Raw genomic sequence first — 18,502 nt, forward strand, 5'->3', positions numbered from 1 at the left:
ACTTTAACGATACCGCGCTCTACACGACCGGTAACAACTGTACCACGACCGGAGATGGAGAATACGTCTTCGATTGGCAGCAGGAATGGCTTATCAATAGCACGCTCTGGCAATGGAATGTAGCTGTCCAGTGCTTCTGCCAGTTCGATGATTTTCGCTTCCCAAGTTGCATCGCCTTCCAGTGCTTTCAGCGCTGAACCTTTGATGACCGGGATGTCGTCGCCTGGGAATTCGTAAGCAGACAGAAGTTCACGAACTTCCATTTCTACCAGTTCCAGCAGCTCTTCATCATCAACCATGTCGCATTTGTTCATGAACACGATCATGTATGGAACGCCAACCTGGCGACCCAGCAGGATGTGCTCACGAGTCTGAGGCATAGGGCCGTCAGTTGCAGCAACAACCAGGATAGCGCCGTCCATCTGAGCAGCACCGGTGATCATGTTTTTCACGTAGTCGGCGTGCCCTGGGCAGTCAACGTGCGCGTAGTGACGAGTCGGGGTGTCATATTCAACGTGGGAAGTGTTGATGGTGATACCACGAGCTTTTTCTTCTGGTGCGTTATCGATCTGGTCGAATGCGCGTGCAGAACCGCCGTAGGTTTTAGCCAGAACGGTGGTGATTGCTGCAGTCAGGGTAGTTTTACCGTGGTCGACGTGGCCGATAGTACCAACGTTAACGTGCGGTTTGTTACGTTCAAATTTTTCTTTAGACACGGCTATATTCCTTACTCTTGTGCTCTCCCTTCATAGAGAGAGCACGGGATCATTGTGTTTAAAACTGTGGCTTATTTGCCACGAGCTTCAATAACGGCCAGGGCCACGTTATTTGGCGCATCATCATACTTCAGGAATTCCATGGAGTAAGATGCACGGCCTTTGGTCAGTGAACGCAGCTGAGTCGCATAACCAAACATTTCGGAAAGCGGAACTTCAGCATGAATCACAACGCCAGTAGCGTTAGATTCTTGGCCTTTCAGCATACCACGACGACGGCTAAGGTCACCGATGACGTCACCAGTGTTCTCTTCCGGAGTCTCTACTTCAACCTTCATGATCGGCTCAAGCAGAACTGGTTTCGCTTTCTTAAAGCCATCTTTGAAGGCGATAGAAGCGGCCAGTTTAAACGCCAGCTCGGAGGAGTCGACGTCATGGTAAGAACCGAAGTGCAGACGCACGCCCAGATCTACTACCGGGTAACCGGCCAGTGGACCAGACTTCAGCTGTTCCTGGATGCCTTTGTCAATCGCGCCGATGAATTCACCAGGAATTACACCGCCTTTGATTTCGTTGACAAACTCATATCCTTTCGGATTTGTGCCAGGTTCTAATGGGTACATGTCGATCACAACGTGACCATACTGACCGCGACCACCAGACTGCTTAGCGTGTTTACCTTCAACATCGGTAACTTTAGCGCGGATAGCTTCACGGTATGCAACCTGCGGCTTACCGACGTTAGCTTCAACGTTAAATTCACGACGCATACGGTCAACCAGGATATCCAGGTGAAGCTCACCCATACCTGCGATGATTGTCTGACCAGACTCTTCATCAGTCCAAACGCGGAATGATGGGTCTTCTTTCGCCAGACGGCCCAGAGCCAGACCCATTTTTTCCTGGTCAGCTTTGGTTTTTGGTTCTACCGCAACGGAGATTACCGGCTCAGGGAATTCCATGCGTTCCAGGATAATCACGTTATCTGGATCACACAGGGTATCACCTGTAGTCACGTCTTTCAGACCGATCGCTGCAGCGATATCGCCTGCACGAACTTCTTTAATTTCTTCACGCTTGTTAGCGTGCATCTGAACGATACGACCCAGACGTTCACGCTGAGATTTCACTGGGTTAAATACAGTGTCACCTGAATTGACGAGACCGGAATAAACACGGAAGAACGTCAAGTTACCCACGAATGGGTCAGTAGCGATTTTGAACGCCAGAGCAGAGAACGGCTCTGAATCGTCAGAATGGCGAACTGCCGGAGTGTCTTTACCGTCATCCAACAGACCGTTGATAGCTTCAACGTCAGTTGGTGCTGGCAGATACTCAACAACAGCATCCAGCATTGCCTGTACGCCTTTGTTTTTAAACGCAGAACCACAGGTAACCAGGATGATTTCGTTGTTCAGAACGCGCTTACGCAGAGAAGTTTTGATCTCTTCTTCAGTCAGCTCTTCGCCACCAAAGAATTTCTCCATCAGCTCATCAGAGCCTTCAGCAGCGGCCTCAACCAGTTTCTGACGCCATTCTTCAGCCAGTTCTTGCATGTTTGCAGGGATTTCTTCGTATTCGAAGGTAACGCCCTGATCAGCTTCGTTCCAGTTGATAGCTTTCATCTTCACCAGGTCAACAACACCGGTGAATTTCTCTTCCGCGCCGATTGCCAGTTGCAGTGGCACCGGAGTTGCGCCCAGACGTTTTTCAATCTGATCAACAACTTTCAGGAAGTTAGCACCCATACGGTCCATTTTGTTAACGAACGCGATACGAGGAACTTTATATTTGTTTGCCTGACGCCATACGGTCTCAGACTGTGGCTGAACACCACCAACAGCACAGTAAACCATTACCGCGCCATCAAGAACACGCATGGAACGTTCAACTTCGATGGTGAAGTCAACGTGCCCTGGGGTGTCGATGATGTTGATGTGGTGTGGTTCGAACTGCTTAGCCATACCTGACCAGAAACAGGTGGTCGCAGCGGACGTGATGGTAATACCACGTTCCTGCTCCTGCTCCATCCAGTCCATGGTGGCTGCGCCATCATGCACTTCACCGATTTTGTGGTTTACACCGGTGTAGAACAGAACACGTTCGGTAGTGGTTGTCTTACCGGCGTCGATGTGAGCACTGATACCAATGTTACGGTAGCGCTCAATGGGTGTTTTACGAGCCATTTGATTCCTCTATAACTAGGACGTTCAAGTTCAGTTAACCCAAGCGGGTTGGCTTCTTGAAGCGCCCGCTTGGTTAGCATAACTACTGCGAAGTGATTACCAGCGGTAGTGCGCGAACGCCTTGTTGGCTTCAGCCATACGGTGAACGTCTTCACGTTTCTTAACTGCAGTACCTTTGTTCTCTGCAGCATCAGAAAGTTCGTTCGCCAGGCGGAGAGCCATGGATTTATCACCGCGTTTACGAGCAGCTTCAACGATCCAACGCATTGCCAGAGCATTACGACGAACCGGACGGACTTCAACTGGAACCTGATAAGTAGAACCACCTACGCGGCGGGACTTAACTTCGACAGTCGGACGAACGTTGTCCAGAGCGACTTCGAAAGCTTCCAGGTGGCCTTTACCGCTACGTTGAGCCAGGGTCTCAAGAGCAGTGTAGACGATTGCTTCTGCAGTAGATTTTTTACCATCTACCATCAGAATGTTGACGAATTTTGCCAGCAGTTCGGATCCGAACTTAGGATCTGGCAGGATTTTACGTTGACCAATGACGCGACGACGTGGCATGGAAATACTCCGTTGTTAATTCAGGATTGTCCAAAACTCTAAGAGTTTATTTTGACAGTAAAGTGAAAATGTTTGGCCTTACTTAACGGAGAACCATTAAGACTTCGGCTTTTTAACGCCGTATTTTGAACGAGATTGCTTACGATCCTTAACGCCTGAACAGTCCAGTGCGCCACGGACGGTGTGATAACGCACACCTGGCAAGTCTTTTACACGACCGCCACGGATCAGGATCACGGAGTGTTCCTGCAGGTTATGACCTTCACCGCCGATGTAGGAGGTAACTTCAAAACCGTTAGTCAAACGCACACGGCATACTTTACGCAGTGCGGAGTTTGGTTTTTTAGGGGTGGTAGTATATACACGAGTACATACGCCACGTTTCTGCGGGCAAGCTTCCAGCGCTGGAACGTTGCTTTTAGCAACCTTCGTAGAGCGTGGTTTGCGTACCAGCTGATTAATTGTTGCCATTAAAAAGCTCCTGGATTTTGGTTCATAAACTACTTTGTAAACGCGTGATAAATCGCCCCATAAAAAGCATTAGCTAATATGGGGACGCAGAATTTTAGGGCTGACCTAAGAGGGTGTCAAGAAATATACAGCAGATCAGTGAATCACCATGCTGTTTGCTGGGTGTGTTTCTCAGTCAGCGCGACGAATCCAGTATAGTCGATCAATGTAATTTTGTGTGAAATTTGACCAACCAATCCTCTGGCCGCCAGATCCTCGCTGAGGACATAAATCGACTGAACATGCTGGCTGAGCAGATTACATGCCTCACTGCCATCAAGCGCAGCCAGTACGCCATCCTGCATCAGCAAAAGTGCATCTTCCTGAGCGACCAGCTTAACAATCAATGAGAAATCACATTGTTGCGGGGAACGGGCAAGAGTAAAAAGCATGGAATTTCCTGATTTAAAACGTCATCACCACATCAAAACTGGCCAGTCGTCCGCGAATTTCACTCGCAGACAACGGCTCGACATCCAGCACCCATTCATGTCCCGCAGATAAACCACGTGACTTCAGCGAGTCTTCACAGACAAAGCACTGATCGACGTCGTAAAGTGATAACACACCGAATGTGGCAATATAATTACGGGCGAGAATTTTTTCGGGTTGTTGTGCCGGCATGAGCTGAAAAACACCGTCAGCCATAAAAAACACGCCGATATCCTCGGTCAGAGCTGACGTAGCCAGCAGCGCATCAAGGCCTTCTCTTCCCGCTGACGTGCCGTGCGGTCCCTGAGTGAACACGAACGCTATCTTTTTCATTGCCTGTCCCTGCTATAACCCATCAGAACTGCACCATGCGATCACAAGTCAGCGACGCTTCAGCGAGGCTGCCCAACCCTGTCAGGGCAAAGCCGGCTTGTAAATTCGTCTGGCCGTGTCCCTGATTGTGGGCTTCTGTTTCATCGATGACACCGCGACGTAAAGCCGCAGCCACGCAAACATTGAGAGCAACCTGATGGTCTGCCGCCATACGTTGCCAGGATCTGACCAGATCAAATTCATCCGACGCAGGTGCCGAAAGCATATTACCGTTGAGAACGCCCTCACGATAAAAAAACACGCTATCCAGTTGATGGCCACTACCAATCAATGCCAGTGCGAACTGATACGCCGCACTGGCTTGTTGTGTTCCGTAAGCAGGACCGGTTACCAGGAGGCAATAACGCAGTTTCAACGCTCGTTCCCCACCAGATCCCCGCTTTTAAACTGGCGGATATACAGGTAAACGGTATGCTTTGAAATATTCAGGCGGTCAGCCACCTGATTGATGGCATCTTTGATATCAAAAATACCCTTTTCATAAAGATTCAGCACAACCTGTCGGTTCTTCGCGTTATTAGAAACACTGCGGTCAGCGTTCACTTCTTCGATGGTGAATTCCAGCGTTTGCGCTACCAGGTCATCCACAGATGAGGCGAAGTTTACGGAAGAGGCCACTTCCTGAGTTTCAGGTGGCATAAAGGTCTGAATAATTTGCGAGAAAGGTACGTCGAGATTCATGTTGATGCACAGCAGACCAATGACGCGTTGCTCACGGTTGCGAATAGCGATGGTGACTGACTTCATCAGCACACCACTTTTCGCACGGGTGAAGTAGGCTTTGGACACATTGCTGTCCGCACCGGTCATGTCATGCAACATGCGCAGGGCTAAATCGGTAATCGGTGAGCCGATCTTACGGCCGGTATGCTCACCATTTGCAATACGGACCGCTGAACATTTCAGGTCTTCCAGTGAATGCAGAACAATTTCGCAATGCTCACCGATCAGCATCGCAAGCCCGTCCACCACGGCCTCGTATGAAGACAAAATCTCATGATCGACCTGGCTGAACGGACGTTGGTCCAGCAAATCCAGTTCACCGGTTTCGCCAGTTATAAGCGAATTAGACATTGAAGCTACCACCCTCTCTATCGCGCCTTCCAACGGGAGTCAGGACGCATTATTCATCATTCCACGGTCGTTACTGTATCAAAGACACAGAAAAAACGGCCTTGCGATTATATGGATCTGTGACGTTATGCCGGGGAAACAAAAGCGTCAAGTTATCATCATAGAGTAACCTCAATAAAATGAAGGGCGGCCTGTAAGAAAAGTTTCAGGCGAAAAAAAACCGCCGCATTTAGCGACGGTTTTCTGCAACAGCTCAACAGCAACTTAGTTTGCTTTTGGTGCCGCTTCAGCTTCAGCAGGTTTTTCAGCTGCTTTCGGGTCAGCCTTAGGTGCCGCTTTCACATCCAGCAGTTCAACATCGAACACCAGAGTAGAGTTAGCCGGGATCCCCGGGACGCCAGTTTTGCCGTAAGCCAGTGCCGGTGGAATGACCAGCTTGATTTTGCCGCCTTTCTTAATGTGTTTCAGGCCTTCGGTCCAGCCCGGGATAACACCATCAAGACGGAAAGACAGCGGCTCGCCACGGGTATAAGAGTTATCAAACTCAGTACCGTCGGTCAGAGTCCCTTTGTAGTTCACTACAACGGTGTCGCTGTCTTTTGGCGCTGCGCCAGCACCTGGTTTTTCAACCTGATACAGCAGGCCTGATTCAGTCTTCTTCACGCCTTTTTCTTTGGCGAAATCAGCACGGAATTTGTCGCCTTTGTCAGCGTTAGCTTTAGCGTCCTGCTCCATCTTAGCCTGCGCAGATGCTTTCACACGGCCTTCGAAGGTTTGCAGAGTCTTCTCGATTTCCTGATCAGACAGTTTGCTTTTGTTAGCAAACGCATCCTGAACACCGGCGATCAGCTGGTCTTTATCCAGTTTGATGCCCAGTTTTTCTTGTTCTTTCAGGGAGTTGTCCATGTAGCGACCCAGTGATGCGCCGAGAGCATAAGCGGCCTGCTCGTCATCACTTTTGAACTTGGTCGTGTCTGTTGCTGCCGGAGCAGCTGCAGCAGGGGCAGCGGCTGGCGCAGGTGCAGCAGCGGCCGGTGCTGTGGCTTCAGCAGCCATAACCTGGGTGGCATTCAGGGCGATCGCCATGGTAGTTGCCAGCAGAGTTACTTTAAACAGTGATTTCATCCATTTCTCCAGGACCAGAAGCATATGACCTCTGGTAATAATTACGAAAGTTCGGCGGTTACTATAACTGTCCGTCTCACGACAAAACAATCTCTATACACGCCATTAGCGTCATATTCAGACCTTTTTTACATCAATTAGTTTCGTCTGCTCATGAAGAGTCAAAGATAAAGCGCCGCAGAGGTCAGGTAATTAAGCAGGTTTACGGGTAGAATCGCCGGTCTACAATAGAGTATGGGGTTCCGGTCAGTGCTCAACCTGATCAACTTGAGCCGCACAATGAGGTAATGATTATGGACTCAAACACCGTTGAACAACGTCTGGAGATGCTGGAAAACAAGCTGGCTTTTCAGGAAATCACGATTGAAGAACTGAATTTGATCGTCACTCAGCATCAGCTGGAAATGAGCAGATTGCACGATCACCTGCGCCTGCTGACAGACAAACTCCGCGCCAGCCAGCCATCAATGATTGCCGATCAGTCGGAAGAAACGCCTCCGCCGCATTATTGATACTGTTTCTGACGCAACAAAAAGGCGCCTTTCCGGCGCCTTTCGTTTTTATCGCTTTGCTTGCAAAGTGATCAGTGGCAACCGCAGCCGCCGTTACCGCCACAGCCGCCTTTTTTACCGTGATCATGACCGTGGTCGTGATCATGGTCGTGGCCGTGACCACCGCAGCAGCCTTCACCGTGTTCATGGTCGTGACCATGATCGTGGCCGTGTTCGCCGTGAACGTGGCCGTGAGCCAGTTCTTCTTCAGTTGCATCACGGATTGCCACCACTTCGACGTGGAAGTTCAGATCCTGACCTGCCAGCATGTGGTTGCCGTCGACAACAACGTGGTCGCCGTCAACTTCAGTGATTTCTACAGGAACCGGACCCTGATCTGTGTCAGCCAGGAAACGCATACCGACTTCCAGCTCATCAACACCCATGAACACGTCTTTAGGCACGCGCTGAACCAGATTTTCGTCGTAGTTGCCGTAAGCGTCGTTCGCGCCAACATGCACATCAAAAACGTCACCAATGGCATGACCATCCAGCGCAGTTTCCAGACCGGAGATCAGGGAACCATGGCCATGCAGGTAATCCAACGGCGCGCTCACCGGAGATTCATCAACCAACACACCGTCTTCTGTACGTACCTGATATGCCACGCTGATGACCAGGTCTTTTGCTACTTTCATGATAACTCCTACCGTTGGAAACTCAATTTGTTGTCTGCGGGCGTTTCATAACACACGCAACTTCGCTTAAGGCTAATTCAGTGACGGCCACTTTTCGATGAGATCATCCTGAAAAGTGCGACCGGATAAATTTGGCGAAGAGTGTAGCGGAAATCCGCGTCTCTGTACTACCAGCATAAAAAAACACGAGCAAGAACGCTACTTCGGATCGAAAATACCAATCACCTGCTCTTCCGGCCGTAGCGTCTTGCTGACCTGTGCATCCGTCTGACGCTGATGGTGCCCGCATTTCATACACTCGACCACTTCGACCTGATCTTCCTGCCATAAAGCCAGCGTATCCATCGCCTTACATTTCGGACATACCGCACCAGCGATAAACCGTTTACGGGTTGTAGCCATGTTACTTCTCCTGAAATCTGCGACATTGCGTCCGGTCATTTTTCATTCAGACGGCAACATTATTTTTTCGCCAGCCGGACTATTCGTCATCGTCCCAGCCATCAAGCTGACGACGTTCGTTGTGCATTTCGCTCTGGAAGATATCCTCCAGTTCGCGCCGCGCTTCTTTCACACGGGAAATCTGCGCCACATCGCCGCGGTTTTGCGGCACCAGTTCACGTAGCATCCGCATATCAAGACGACGGAAATGTTGTTGGGCGCGGTACGCACTGTGCGGATGCATGCCCAGCGTGACCAGCGCCTTTTTGCCTAATTCCAGCGCACTGGAAAACGTCTCGCGGGAAAAATTCGCCACACCGGCCTGCAACAGTTCATGCGCTTCAACACGGCCACGGGCGCGCGCCAGAATATTCAGATGAGGAAAATGCTGCTGACACAAATGCACGATGGTCATGGTGTCCGCAGGCTCATCACACGTAATCACAATCGATTTGGCCTTTTCAGCACCAGAAGCCCTGAGCAGTTCCAGTTCGGTCGCATCGCCGTAATACACTTTATAACCGTAAGTCCGCATCAGCCCGACGGCGCTGATATCACGCTCAAGCACTGTGATACGCATTTTATTGGCCATCAGCAAACGTCCGATCACCTGTCCGAAACGTCCGAACCCGACAATAATCACCTGCGGTTCGTCATCCTGCACAAAATGCTTTTCATCACTTTCTTCGCCGTCGTTGTAACGTCGTACCAGGATGCGGTCGACCCACTGCATCAGCAACGGCGTGGTCATCATTGATATCGTCACCACGACCAGCAACAGCGAAAGCTGCGACGAGGAAATCACTTTCTGCGCGCCAGCCGCCGAAAACAGCACGAAAGCAAATTCGCCGCCCTGACTGAGCACGGCAGAAAACTGCAAGCGTACCGATGTGCGCAGACCAAATATGCGGGAAAGCCCGTACAGCACCGCGCCTTTGACCGTCACCAGAATCATCACGCCTGCCAGCACCAGCAAAATATGCGTATACAGCACGCCCAGATTCAGCGCCATGCCGACAGAAATAAAGAACAGCCCGAGCAGTAAACCCTTAAATGGCTCGATAGCGATTTCCAGTTCGTGCTGATATTCGCTTTCAGCCAGTAAAATCCCGGCGATAAACGTTCCGAGCGCCATCGAAAAGCCCAGCGTATCCATAAACAGCGCCGAACCAAGCACCACCAGCAGCGCGGCGGCGGTAAACACTTCACGCACGCCGGAAGCCACAATCAGCCGGAAAATCGGCCGCAGCAGATAGCGTCCGCCAATCAGCATGCCGCCAAAGGCCAGCACTTTCAGGCCGATCATCTCCCAGTTATTGCTGCCTTCCGAACCGCCCGCCAGAATCGGGATCAGCGCCAGCGCCGGGATCACCGCGATATCCTGGAACAGCAGCACGGCGAAACCCAGCTGACCGCCTTCGTTACGCGTCATGCCTTTGTCGCGCATCAGTTGTAATGCCATCGCCGTGGATGACATCGCCAGCCCGATACCGCCAATCACCGCGGCTTGCCAGGAAAACTTCGTCAGATACAACAAACCGCCGAGCACCAGTGCAGTCAGGATCACCTGCCCGGCGCCGACACCAAAGATTTGCCGCCGCAGCGCCCACAGTTTTCCGGGGTTCAATTCCAGCCCGATGATAAACATCAGGAAAACCACGCCCAGTTCGGAGAAGTGCAGAATTTCATCCACGTCGCGGATAAAGCCTAAGCCCCACGGACCGATGGCAATACCGGCCAGCAAATAACCCAGCACTGCGCCAATGCCTAAACGCTGTGCCACCGGCACCGCCACTACGGCAGCGAACAAAAACAGCAGGATCGCCATGGGAATATTGGAAACGTCCATCAGGCAATTCCCCCCTGCGGTAACGGCGATTTCAGCCATTCGCCGTAAGCTTCGGCATGGCTTTGCAGCACATCCGGTTTCTGACGGCGCGCCCAGTAAATGATAATGGGCGTCATCCAGTGCATATGGCACATAGCAGACGTCAGCTCAAACGGACGCATAATGTCGGACATCGGATAACGGTTATAACCGCCCGCCCGGTACGCACCTTCCGGTTCACCCGTGGTGACCACCGAACGCCAGTACTTGCCGTTAAGCGCATTACCGCCTGCCCCGCTGGCAAAACCACGCGCCAGCACGCGATCCATCCACTCTTTCAACAACGCCGGACAACTGTAGGTATAAAGAGGATGCTGAAAAACAATCACCTTATGATCGCGCAGCAATTGCTGCTCACGATGAATATCGATAAAAAAATCAGGATAGTGGGCGTACAAATCATGCACGGTGACATGTTCAAGCTGTTGAGCTTGTTGCAGTAAAACGCGGTTGGCGACCGAATCGGGCGATTCCGGATGGGCATACAGCAGCAAAACCTTTGGTGGCTGCGACATCAATACCTCCAAAGCGTCGTCAGGGTGCGGTTTTTCCGTTACCATGCTTCGCAAAGACAAAATGGGACGCGATACGTCTTGTTTAGATCATTATCATGACAATTTAACATACTCTCAACACGGCGCTTTATGATTGTTTTCTCCTCCTTACAAATCCGACGCGGCACCAATGTGCTGCTGGACAACGCGTCTGCGACCATCAATCCCGGCCAGAAAGTCGGGCTGGTGGGCAAAAATGGCTGCGGTAAATCCACCCTGATTTCCCTGTTAAAAGGTGAAATGAGCGCCGATGCTGGCAACCTGACGTTTCCGTCTAACTGGGCGCTGGCCTGGGTGAATCAGGAAACGCCTGCGCTGGACGAACCGGCGATAGAGTATGTTATCGACGGCGACCGCGAATTCCGCCAGCTGGAAGCACAATTACAACAAGCCAACGAGCGGGATGACGGCCATGCCATCGCCACGCTGCACGGTAAGCTCGACGCCATTAACGCCTGGACTATTCCTGCGCGCGCGGCCAGCCTGCTCAGCGGGTTGGGCTTTACCCAGAATCAGTTACAGCAGCCGGTGAAATCCTTCTCCGGTGGCTGGCGTATGCGCCTGAACCTGGCGCAGGCGCTGATTTGCCGTTCTGATTTACTGCTGCTCGACGAACCGACCAACCACCTGGATTTGGACGCGGTCATCTGGCTGGAAAAATGGCTGAAAGGCTACACCGGCACGCTGGTGCTGATTTCCCATGACCGGGATTTCCTCGATCCGATCGTCGATAAAATTATGCACATCGAACAGCAGTCGCTGAACGAATACACCGGTAACTACTCGTCCTTCGAGCGCCAGCGTGCGACCAAACTGTCGCAACAGCAGGCATTGTTTGAAAGTCAGCAGGAAAAAGTGGCGCATCTGCAAAGCTACATCGACCGGTTCCGTGCACAGGCGACTAAGGCCAAGCAGGCGCAAAGCCGTATCAAAATGCTGGAGCGTATGGAGCTGATTGCGCCGGCACACGTCGACAATCCTTTTCATTTTAGCTTCCGTTCGCCGGAAAGTTTGCCCGATCCGCTGCTGCGCATGGAAAAAGTCAGCGCCGGTTATGGTGACACCACCATTCTGGAGTCGATCAAACTGAATCTGGTGCCGGGATCGCGTATCGGCTTACTGGGCCGTAACGGTGCCGGTAAATCGACGCTGATCAAACTGCTCGCAGGCACCATGCCACCGCTTCAGGGCGATATCGGCCTGGCGAAAGGCGTTAAGCTTGGTTACTTCGCCCAGCATCAGCTGGAGTTTTTGCGTGCTGAAGATTCACCGTTGCAACATCTGGTGCGTCTGGCGAACAAAGAAACCGAACAGCAACTGCGCGATTATCTCGGCGGATTTGGTTTCCACGGCGATAAAGTGACAGATCCGACCGGGCGTTTCTCCGGCGGTGAAAAAGCGCGTCTGGTGCTGGCCCTGATTGTCTGGCAACGCCCTAACCTGCTGCTTCTCGATGAACCGACCAACCACCTGGATCTCGATATGCGTCAGGCGCTGACCGAAGCGCTGATCGACTTCGAAGGCGCGATGGTTGTCGTCTCGCATGACCGTCACTTACTGCGTTCTACCACCGACGATTTGTATCTGGTTCACGGCGGCAAAGTGGAACAGTTCGACGGCGATCTGGAAGATTACCAGCAATGGCTGGTGGACATTCAGCGTCAGGAAAGCCAGCAGGATGCACCGGCCAAAGACGGCGGCGTAAACAGTGCGCAGTCGCGTAAAGACCAGAAACGTCGCGAAGCCGATTTCCGTAATCAGACCCAGCCGCTGCGTAAGCAAATCACCAAACTCGAAACCCAGATGGAAAAACTGAGTACCGAGCTGGCGGCTATCGAAGAGCGTCTGGCTGATTCCGCGATTTACGACAACAACCGTAAAGCCGAACTGACGGAATGTCTGCAACAGCAGACCAAAGTCAAAGGCGCGCTGGAAGAAACCGAAATGACCTGGCTCGATGCACAGGAACAACTGGAAGACATGTCGAAGGCGTTTGATCTCGACTAGAAGATCCTCCCTGAAATCGCCATCGTCCGTAACAGGCATGGCGGTTTATCTCTCCCCGCTGGGTTCACTGGCAGTCATGCGTGTTGCGCGTTAAAATCCTTTCATCTTTTCGATTGTGCAATCGATAACCGCCCAAAGTTAAAAGGATTATGACGTGACGGACATCTCTTCTTCGCAACCTTTGCCCGAACCTGTTTTATCATCCCAGCTCGCCACCGACCTGACCTCCGACGCCGGTGAATCTACCCCCGCTATCAGTGCAGAAGAACAACAAAAAATTGAAGAGATTGCGGCGCAGATCGACATTACTGATCCGGTGCTCTCGATTGCCTATGGTGCAAAAACCCTGAATGCCATGTCGCGCTTTAACGAATCGCTGATGCAGGAAGTGCGCGCCAAAGACACGGGCGAAGTGGGTGCCCAACTGACCGACCTGCTGAGCAAGGTAAAAGGCATTGACCTGACAGTGTTCGACCAGAAAAAAAGCCTGCTGGCCTCTGTCCCGCTACTCGGCAAACTGTTTAACAAGGTCGAGCGGACGTTACTGGAATACCAGACGCTGGCCGGACAGGTGGATACGCTTTCCGAAAAATTGCAGAACACCATCACCGAACTGCTGCGCAATATCGCCACGCTGGAACAGCTTTTTATCCGCAACCGTGATTACTTCAAAGACATCAGCCTGCACATTCTGGCGGGCAAAAAGAAGATCGCGCAAATTCAGTCCGACGTGATCCCGGCGGCACAGGCGCGGGTGCAGGCTTCCGGCGATGCGATGGAAGCCCAGAATGTGCGGGATCTGGTCGAAGGTGTTCAGCGTTTCGAACGCCGCCTGAGCGACCTGATGCTGACGCGCACGCTGTCCATCCAGACCGCACCGCAAATTCGTCTGATGCAAAGCAACAGCCAGTCGCTGGCTGAGAAGATTCAGAGCAGCATTCTGACCACCATTCCGGTGTGGAAAAGCCAGATCGTGCTGGCGCTGTCGCTCAATTCCCAGCGTCAGGCGGCCAGACTGCAAAAAGATGTCGCCGACACCACCAATGCCATGCTGCGCCGCAATGCTGAGTTGTTGCAGACCGGTAGCATCGAAACCGCCACCGAAGTGGAACGTTCGATTGTGGACGTGGAAACATTACGGGATGTTCAAGGCCGTTTGCTGAGCACACTGGAAGACACCATGCAGATCGCCAGCAATGCCCGCACCCGCCGCGCGGAAGTGGAAAAAGAACTGGGCGCAATGGAGCAGGAACTGCGCAGCAAACTGGCATCGATTGCAGCGGAAAATAGCTCACAGAATAAAGTGACCGCGCAGTCATGAGGGCAATCAATCACAACACGGACATACTCAGCACCACCTATCATCAGTCACGGGGCGCGCAGATATTCCTCCATTTTCTGCTGTTGATAGCTGCCATTGCCTATGGAAAAGCGACCGCCAGCGGGTATCTCAACGTGGCGGACAGCGTTGTCAGGAAAGATCTGAGCGGCGCCTCTTCCGTTCTGGTGTGGATGTCCTTCATCCTGTTATTTCATACGTTTCTCTATGACCGCCTGAGCCTGTACTACAGCGTGATCATTGGCGCGATCTGGGCCTTCACGGGCGATGCCCTGGCGATCCCTTTCTGGATGGCCACTGCGGCACTGCTGCTCAGCTTAATCACGCAGTACCGTTTCCCTCTGACCGGGATGCTGCTGCCCTGGCTCATCGGCCTGATTTCCTATGCCGAATTTTACAGCTTCGCGCCTTATGCTGTTTTCTATGTGGCCTTTGTCATCGTGATGATCGGTTCCGTGATCCATCTGCGCAAAATCGAAAAACGCGGCGCCGTGCCTTCCCCTGCGCCGGTGGACAACATTCAGCCCGTGCCGTTACGCCGCCGGGAACCGGTAAAAACGGAAAGCACACCGGTGGACACGCCGCGCGAAGACGCCTGGACGGAGGATAAACCGGTCAGAAAATCCACATCCTATATTCCCGACAGGCCGTTTGACCAGGACATTACGCAGCTGGAAAACAAATCTGAGCTGAGCGACTTCCCGCAGGAAATCCGCAGCGAGATCGCCGAAATCGTCTCGTCAGCGCGCCGTATACAAAAATGTATGCAGGAAGATCCGAAAGATGTCACACCGGCCACCCGCTTCTTCCAGCGGTATTTACCTGCCGTGAATACCTTCATCGACAAAGATCTGAATTTACGCCGCCAGCAGGCCGGGGATGCACCAACCAGTGCCCGGACGCTGCAAACCCTGAAAGACATCCGCAGCATGTTTGATCAGCAGCACCAGCGGCTGCTGGAAAACGATCAGCTTGAGCTGGATACCGAAATGGGTGTGCTGGATAATCTGATGAAAACCGACGGCTTCAAATAATCTGCCGCTGAAAGTCAAAAGCCCGCCCGGAATAAACCCGGCGGGCTTTTTTGTCAGTGCCGGATCGACTTAGTGCCAGATCAGCAACACACAGGCGGCGGTCAGAATCCCCATCGCGATATTGAAGGTGTACCACGCACGCTTGCTGCGCAGCAGACGGCCAATGACGGTACCGAACCCGAGCCAGATAATCCCGGAAACCAGATTCACCAGAAACATGCCGAGGCTGATACCGGCAATCGAATGGTTGTAAGCCGCACCCGCCAGACTGAAACTCGCTACTGCGCCCAGCCCCATCAGCCACGCTTTCGGGTTGAGGAATTGCAGCAACCAGCCCTGATACATGCGGATGGGTTTCGGTGGCGGTGCGCCAGTTTCCAGTGTTTCATAGGCCGACGTCGCAATTTTCCACGCCAGCCACAGCAGATACAGGCTACCGGCAATTTTGAGGAAAAGGTGTAACGCGGGATAAACCGTGATCAGGCCGCCAACGCCGAAGGCCACCAGCAGCAAAATACTCTGCATGCCGAGCATAATGCCGATCATCAGCCAGATTGAGCGGAAGAAACCAAAGTTAGCGCCAGATGTTGTTAACAACATATTGTTCGGGCCTGGGGTGATTGCAGCGACCCATAAAAATCCGAGCATCGAAAAAAATAAACCAAGTTCCATTTAATTTGGGTACTCCGACCCGAAAGATGTGCGATAGCATTGAAGCTAACAGCGTGATATTGATCGCACAAGAGCCTCTTAAGAGAAATTTATTCATCTTATGGTTGAATCCTTTCGTCCCCTGCGCGGGGCCAGTAATCCTCACATCCAGACGTTGTTACCACGGCTGGTGCGCCGCCATGCAAAACTCAAACCTCACTGGCAAAGACTCGATACGCCGGACGGAGATTTTCTCGATTTAGCCTGGAGCGAAGACCCGGAACAGGCGCGTCATAAACCGCGCATGATCTTGTTTCACGGACTTGAAGGCAGTTTCTACAGCCCTTACGCCCATGGCTTATTGCAGGCGTGGAAAGACAAAGGCTGGCTCGGCGTCGTGATGCATTTTCGCGGATGCAGCGGCGAACCGAATAAACTTCAGCGGATTTATCATTCCGGTGAAACCGAAGATGCGCGTTTTTTCATTCGCTGGCTCAATGAAACCTATGGCGAAGTGCCGACCGGCGCGGTGGGCGTATCCCTCGGCGGAAATATGCTGGCCTGTTATCTCGGGCAGGAAGGCGAAAACTGTACGCTTAAAGCGGCGGTTGTGGTGTCTGCGCCACTGATGCTTGAGCCGTGCGCTTACCGGCTGGAGCGCGGTTCATCGCGCATTTATCAGCGATACCTTCTCGATCAGCTCAAAGGCAATGCTTCGCGCAAACTGGCGAAATATCCGGGCACGTTGCCGGTGACGCTGGCGCAGCTGAAATCCATGCGCCGCATTCGTGAATTTGACGATGCCATCACTTCAAAGGCGCACGGGTTTACCGACGCGCTGGATTATTACCGCCGTTGCAGCGGTCTGCCGTTGCTGTCCCAGGTCAGAACGCCGCTGCTGATTATCCATGCCAAAGACGACCCGTTTATGACGCCGGAAGTGATCCCGAAAGCAGAGGATTTGCCGGCTTGCGTGGAATATCAGTTAACTGAACATGGCGGGCATGTCGGCTTTGTTTCCGGCAGCTTACGTCATCCGCAAATGTGGCTGGAACAGCGCATTCCGGCCTGGATCGCCCCGTTTTTAGAAACAAAGACAGAAACAAAGACAGAAACAAAGACAAAGGAACCAACAAAGTGATTATTCCCTGGCAGGAACTGGACGCCGAACTGCTCACCAGCGTGGTGGAATCCTTCGTATTGCGCGAAGGCACCGATTACGGCGAGCAGGAGCGTTCTCTGGAACAGAAAGTCGACGACGTAAAACGTCAGCTGAAAAGTGGCGAGATCGTACTGGTCTGGTCAGAACTGCATGAAACGCTGAACATTATGCCGCGCGGTCAGTTCCGCGCCGGACAGGAAGAAAACCCGCAGGACTGGTAAACACGATCATAAAATGGATTTGGACAGCCTGTCCCTCAGCGAATAATTATGGTAACAATGGGATTAATTATGCGCTTTGTTTCCGCCTGCCCTGAATGATCAGAAGGGCAATATGGCGTGACGTTTAAGGAGTAAGCCCGACTATGTCAGCAAAACATCCTGTTATAGCAGTTACCGGCTCCAGCGGAGCAGGCACCACCACCACCAGCCTGGCATTTCGTAAAATATTTCAGCAGCTTGGCCTGCGTGCCGCTGAGCTGGAAGGCGACAGCTTTCACCATTTCACCCGCCCTGAAATGGATGCGGCAATCCGCAAAGCCCGTGACCTCGGGCGTCACATCAGCTATTTCGGACCGGAAGCCAACGACTTTGGTCTGCTGGAAAAAAGTTTTATCGAATACGGTAAAACCGGTACCGGTCGTTCGCGCAAGTATCTGCATACTTATGACGAAGCGGTTCCCTACAATCAGGTGCCGGGCACCTTTACGCCGTGGCAGGCGCTGCCGGAACCGACTGACATTTTGTTCTACGAAGGGCTGCACGGCGGCGTTGTCGCAGACAAAATTGACGTTGCCGCGCAGGTCGATTTACTGGTCGGCGTGGTGCCCATCGTTAACCTTGAATGGATCCAGAAACTGGTGCGCGATACCGGCGAGCGCGGACATTCCCGCGAAGCGGTGATGGATTCCGTGGTGCGTTCGATGGATGACTACATCAGTTACATCACGCCGCAGTTCTCGCGCACGCACATCAATTTCCAGCGCGTACCGACTATCGATACCTCCAACCCGTTTGCCGCTAAAGCCATTCCTTCACTGGATGAAAGCTTTGTGGTGATCCACTTCCAGGGGCTGGATGACATTGATTTCCCGTATCTGCTGGCGATGTTGCAGGGTTCGTTTATCTCGCACATCAAAACGCTGGTGGTGCCGGGCGGAAAAATGGGGCTGGCGATGGAGCTGATTATGGCGCCGCTGGTGCAGCGCCTGATGGAAGGGAAAAAGATCGAGTAA

Annotated in this window: 21 protein-coding genes; 7 read left to right on the forward strand and 14 right to left on the reverse strand. The window is 52.4% G+C overall.

The window, feature by feature from the left end; genetic code table 11:
• The 9 genes from EC840_RS20935 to fkpA all read right to left on the reverse strand — a co-directional run.
• The coding region (locus tag EC840_RS20935) for an elongation factor Tu (RefSeq protein WP_132966914.1) at positions 1-716 on the reverse strand (716 nt) is incomplete at its 3' end.
• Between the two features lie 71 nt (positions 717-787).
• On the reverse strand, positions 788-2,902 hold the full coding sequence (gene fusA, locus EC840_RS20945) for an elongation factor G (protein WP_013573669.1): 2,115 nt from the start codon (positions 2,900-2,902) through the stop codon (positions 788-790).
• A 96-nt stretch (positions 2,903-2,998) separates the two neighbouring features.
• Positions 2,999-3,469 (reverse strand): 30S ribosomal protein S7, encoded by a 471-nt coding sequence (gene rpsG, locus EC840_RS20950; RefSeq protein WP_005969574.1) that lies wholly within the window; start codon positions 3,467-3,469, stop codon positions 2,999-3,001.
• A 96-nt stretch (positions 3,470-3,565) separates the two neighbouring features.
• Positions 3,566-3,940, reverse strand: coding sequence for a 30S ribosomal protein S12 (gene rpsL / locus EC840_RS20955; protein WP_013573668.1), 375 nt, complete (start codon positions 3,938-3,940; stop codon positions 3,566-3,568).
• 143 nt (positions 3,941-4,083) lie between these two features.
• Positions 4,084-4,371, reverse strand: coding sequence for a sulfurtransferase complex subunit TusB (tusB, locus tag EC840_RS20960; RefSeq protein ID WP_112288593.1), 288 nt, complete (start codon positions 4,369-4,371; stop codon positions 4,084-4,086).
• A gap of 13 nt (positions 4,372-4,384) precedes the next feature.
• Complete coding sequence (gene tusC / locus EC840_RS20965; protein WP_113877162.1) at positions 4,385-4,744, reverse strand: sulfurtransferase complex subunit TusC; 360 nt, start codon at positions 4,742-4,744, stop codon at positions 4,385-4,387.
• 22 nt (positions 4,745-4,766) lie between these two features.
• On the reverse strand, positions 4,767-5,153 hold the full coding sequence (tusD, locus tag EC840_RS20970) for a sulfurtransferase complex subunit TusD (protein WP_232829862.1): 387 nt from the start codon (positions 5,151-5,153) through the stop codon (positions 4,767-4,769).
• 2 nt (positions 5,154-5,155) lie between these two features.
• Entirely contained in the window at positions 5,156-5,878 is a 723-nt protein-coding gene (locus tag EC840_RS20975; RefSeq protein ID WP_165353118.1) for a transcriptional regulator, read from the reverse strand.
• Positions 5,879-6,142: 264 nt separating this feature from the next.
• The gene (fkpA, locus tag EC840_RS20980; RefSeq protein WP_112288597.1) at positions 6,143-7,003 is read right to left on the reverse strand and encodes an FKBP-type peptidyl-prolyl cis-trans isomerase; all 861 of its coding nucleotides are present in this window, start codon (positions 7,001-7,003) and stop codon (positions 6,143-6,145) included.
• 293 nt (positions 7,004-7,296) lie between these two features.
• Here fkpA and EC840_RS20985 point away from each other — a divergent pair, with 293 nt between their 5' ends.
• Positions 7,297-7,515, forward strand: coding sequence for a protein SlyX (locus EC840_RS20985; protein WP_112288598.1), 219 nt, complete (start codon positions 7,297-7,299; stop codon positions 7,513-7,515).
• Between the two features lie 71 nt (positions 7,516-7,586).
• Here the strand turns inward: EC840_RS20985 and slyD are convergent, their stop codons facing one another.
• From slyD to kefG, 4 genes are all read right to left on the reverse strand, one after another.
• Positions 7,587-8,192: a peptidylprolyl isomerase gene (gene slyD, locus EC840_RS20990; protein ID WP_132966916.1), complete on the reverse strand. Its 606-nt coding sequence runs from the start codon at positions 8,190-8,192 to the stop codon at positions 7,587-7,589.
• 198 nt (positions 8,193-8,390) lie between these two features.
• Complete coding sequence (locus tag EC840_RS20995) at positions 8,391-8,594, reverse strand: YheV family putative zinc ribbon protein (protein WP_132966918.1); 204 nt, start codon at positions 8,592-8,594, stop codon at positions 8,391-8,393.
• 79 nt (positions 8,595-8,673) lie between these two features.
• Positions 8,674-10,482, reverse strand: a complete 1,809-nt coding sequence (gene kefB / locus EC840_RS21000; protein WP_112288601.1) for a glutathione-regulated potassium-efflux system protein KefB — start codon at positions 10,480-10,482, stop codon at positions 8,674-8,676.
• On the reverse strand, positions 10,482-11,036 hold the full coding sequence (gene kefG, locus EC840_RS21005) for a glutathione-regulated potassium-efflux system ancillary protein KefG (protein WP_112288602.1): 555 nt from the start codon (positions 11,034-11,036) through the stop codon (positions 10,482-10,484). Before kefG ends, kefB begins: the two co-directional genes overlap by 1 nt.
• A gap of 129 nt (positions 11,037-11,165) precedes the next feature.
• Here kefG and EC840_RS21010 point away from each other — a divergent pair, with 129 nt between their 5' ends.
• From EC840_RS21010 to EC840_RS21020, 3 genes are all read left to right on the forward strand, one after another.
• Positions 11,166-13,082, forward strand: a complete 1,917-nt coding sequence (locus tag EC840_RS21010) for an ABC transporter ATP-binding protein (RefSeq protein WP_132966920.1) — start codon at positions 11,166-11,168, stop codon at positions 13,080-13,082.
• Between the two features lie 220 nt (positions 13,083-13,302).
• Positions 13,303-14,403 (forward strand): toxic anion resistance protein, encoded by a 1,101-nt coding sequence (locus tag EC840_RS21015; RefSeq protein ID WP_240783328.1) that lies wholly within the window; start codon positions 13,303-13,305, stop codon positions 14,401-14,403.
• On the forward strand, positions 14,400-15,455 hold the full coding sequence (locus EC840_RS21020; RefSeq protein WP_129637639.1) for a 5-bromo-4-chloroindolyl phosphate hydrolysis family protein: 1,056 nt from the start codon (positions 14,400-14,402) through the stop codon (positions 15,453-15,455). Before EC840_RS21015 ends, EC840_RS21020 begins: the two co-directional genes overlap by 4 nt.
• 69 nt (positions 15,456-15,524) lie before the next feature.
• Here the strand turns inward: EC840_RS21020 and EC840_RS21025 are convergent, their stop codons facing one another.
• Positions 15,525-16,127, reverse strand: a complete 603-nt coding sequence (locus tag EC840_RS21025; protein WP_132966922.1) for a LysE family translocator — start codon at positions 16,125-16,127, stop codon at positions 15,525-15,527.
• Positions 16,128-16,227: 100 nt separating this feature from the next.
• On the opposite strand from EC840_RS21025, the gene EC840_RS21030 reads away from it, so the two are divergent.
• The 3 genes from EC840_RS21030 to EC840_RS21040 all read left to right on the forward strand — a co-directional run bounded on the left by EC840_RS21030 (position 16,228) and on the right by EC840_RS21040 (position 18,502).
• Positions 16,228-17,247, forward strand: coding sequence for a hydrolase (locus EC840_RS21030; RefSeq protein ID WP_132966923.1), 1,020 nt, complete (start codon positions 16,228-16,230; stop codon positions 17,245-17,247).
• Positions 17,244-17,489, forward strand: coding sequence for a YheU family protein (locus EC840_RS21035; protein ID WP_112288607.1), 246 nt, complete (start codon positions 17,244-17,246; stop codon positions 17,487-17,489). The genes EC840_RS21030 and EC840_RS21035 overlap by 4 nt, the downstream gene beginning before the upstream one ends.
• Positions 17,490-17,632: 143 nt before the next feature.
• On the forward strand, positions 17,633-18,502 hold the full coding sequence (locus EC840_RS21040) for a phosphoribulokinase (protein ID WP_112288608.1): 870 nt from the start codon (positions 17,633-17,635) through the stop codon (positions 18,500-18,502).

This window comes from Rahnella sp. JUb53, from assembly GCF_004346065.1.
GTDB lineage: Bacteria > Pseudomonadota > Gammaproteobacteria > Enterobacterales > Enterobacteriaceae > Rahnella > Rahnella variigena.

Excerpts from the sequence above, each read along its gene's own strand:
- fusA (WP_013573669.1), bottom strand. The coding sequence starts at position 2,902 with ATGGCTCGTAAAACACCCATTGAGCGCTACCGTAACATTGGTATCAGT.
- rpsG (WP_005969574.1), bottom strand. The coding sequence starts at position 3,469 with ATGCCACGTCGTCGCGTCATTGGTCAACGTAAAATCCTGCCAGATCCT.
- rpsL (WP_013573668.1), bottom strand. The coding sequence starts at position 3,940 with ATGGCAACAATTAATCAGCTGGTACGCAAACCACGCTCTACGAAGGTT.
- tusB (WP_112288593.1), bottom strand. The coding sequence starts at position 4,371 with ATGCTTTTTACTCTTGCCCGTTCCCCGCAACAATGTGATTTCTCATTG.
- tusC (WP_113877162.1), bottom strand. The coding sequence starts at position 4,744 with ATGAAAAAGATAGCGTTCGTGTTCACTCAGGGACCGCACGGCACGTCA.
- EC840_RS20975 (WP_165353118.1), bottom strand. The coding sequence starts at position 5,878 with ATGTCTAATTCGCTTATAACTGGCGAAACCGGTGAACTGGATTTGCTG.
- fkpA (WP_112288597.1), bottom strand. The coding sequence starts at position 7,003 with ATGAAATCACTGTTTAAAGTAACTCTGCTGGCAACTACCATGGCGATC.
- EC840_RS20985 (WP_112288598.1), top strand. The coding sequence starts at position 7,297 with ATGGACTCAAACACCGTTGAACAACGTCTGGAGATGCTGGAAAACAAG.
- slyD (WP_132966916.1), bottom strand. The coding sequence starts at position 8,192 with ATGAAAGTAGCAAAAGACCTGGTCATCAGCGTGGCATATCAGGTACGT.
- EC840_RS20995 (WP_132966918.1), bottom strand. The coding sequence starts at position 8,594 with ATGGCTACAACCCGTAAACGGTTTATCGCTGGTGCGGTATGTCCGAAA.
- kefB (WP_112288601.1), bottom strand. The coding sequence starts at position 10,482 with ATGGACGTTTCCAATATTCCCATGGCGATCCTGCTGTTTTTGTTCGCT.
- kefG (WP_112288602.1), bottom strand. The coding sequence starts at position 11,036 with ATGTCGCAGCCACCAAAGGTTTTGCTGCTGTATGCCCATCCGGAATCG.
- EC840_RS21010 (WP_132966920.1), top strand. The coding sequence starts at position 11,166 with ATGATTGTTTTCTCCTCCTTACAAATCCGACGCGGCACCAATGTGCTG.
- EC840_RS21020 (WP_129637639.1), top strand. The coding sequence starts at position 14,400 with ATGAGGGCAATCAATCACAACACGGACATACTCAGCACCACCTATCAT.
- EC840_RS21025 (WP_132966922.1), bottom strand. The coding sequence starts at position 16,127 with ATGGAACTTGGTTTATTTTTTTCGATGCTCGGATTTTTATGGGTCGCT.
- EC840_RS21030 (WP_132966923.1), top strand. The coding sequence starts at position 16,228 with ATGGTTGAATCCTTTCGTCCCCTGCGCGGGGCCAGTAATCCTCACATC.
- EC840_RS21040 (WP_112288608.1), top strand. The coding sequence starts at position 17,633 with ATGTCAGCAAAACATCCTGTTATAGCAGTTACCGGCTCCAGCGGAGCA.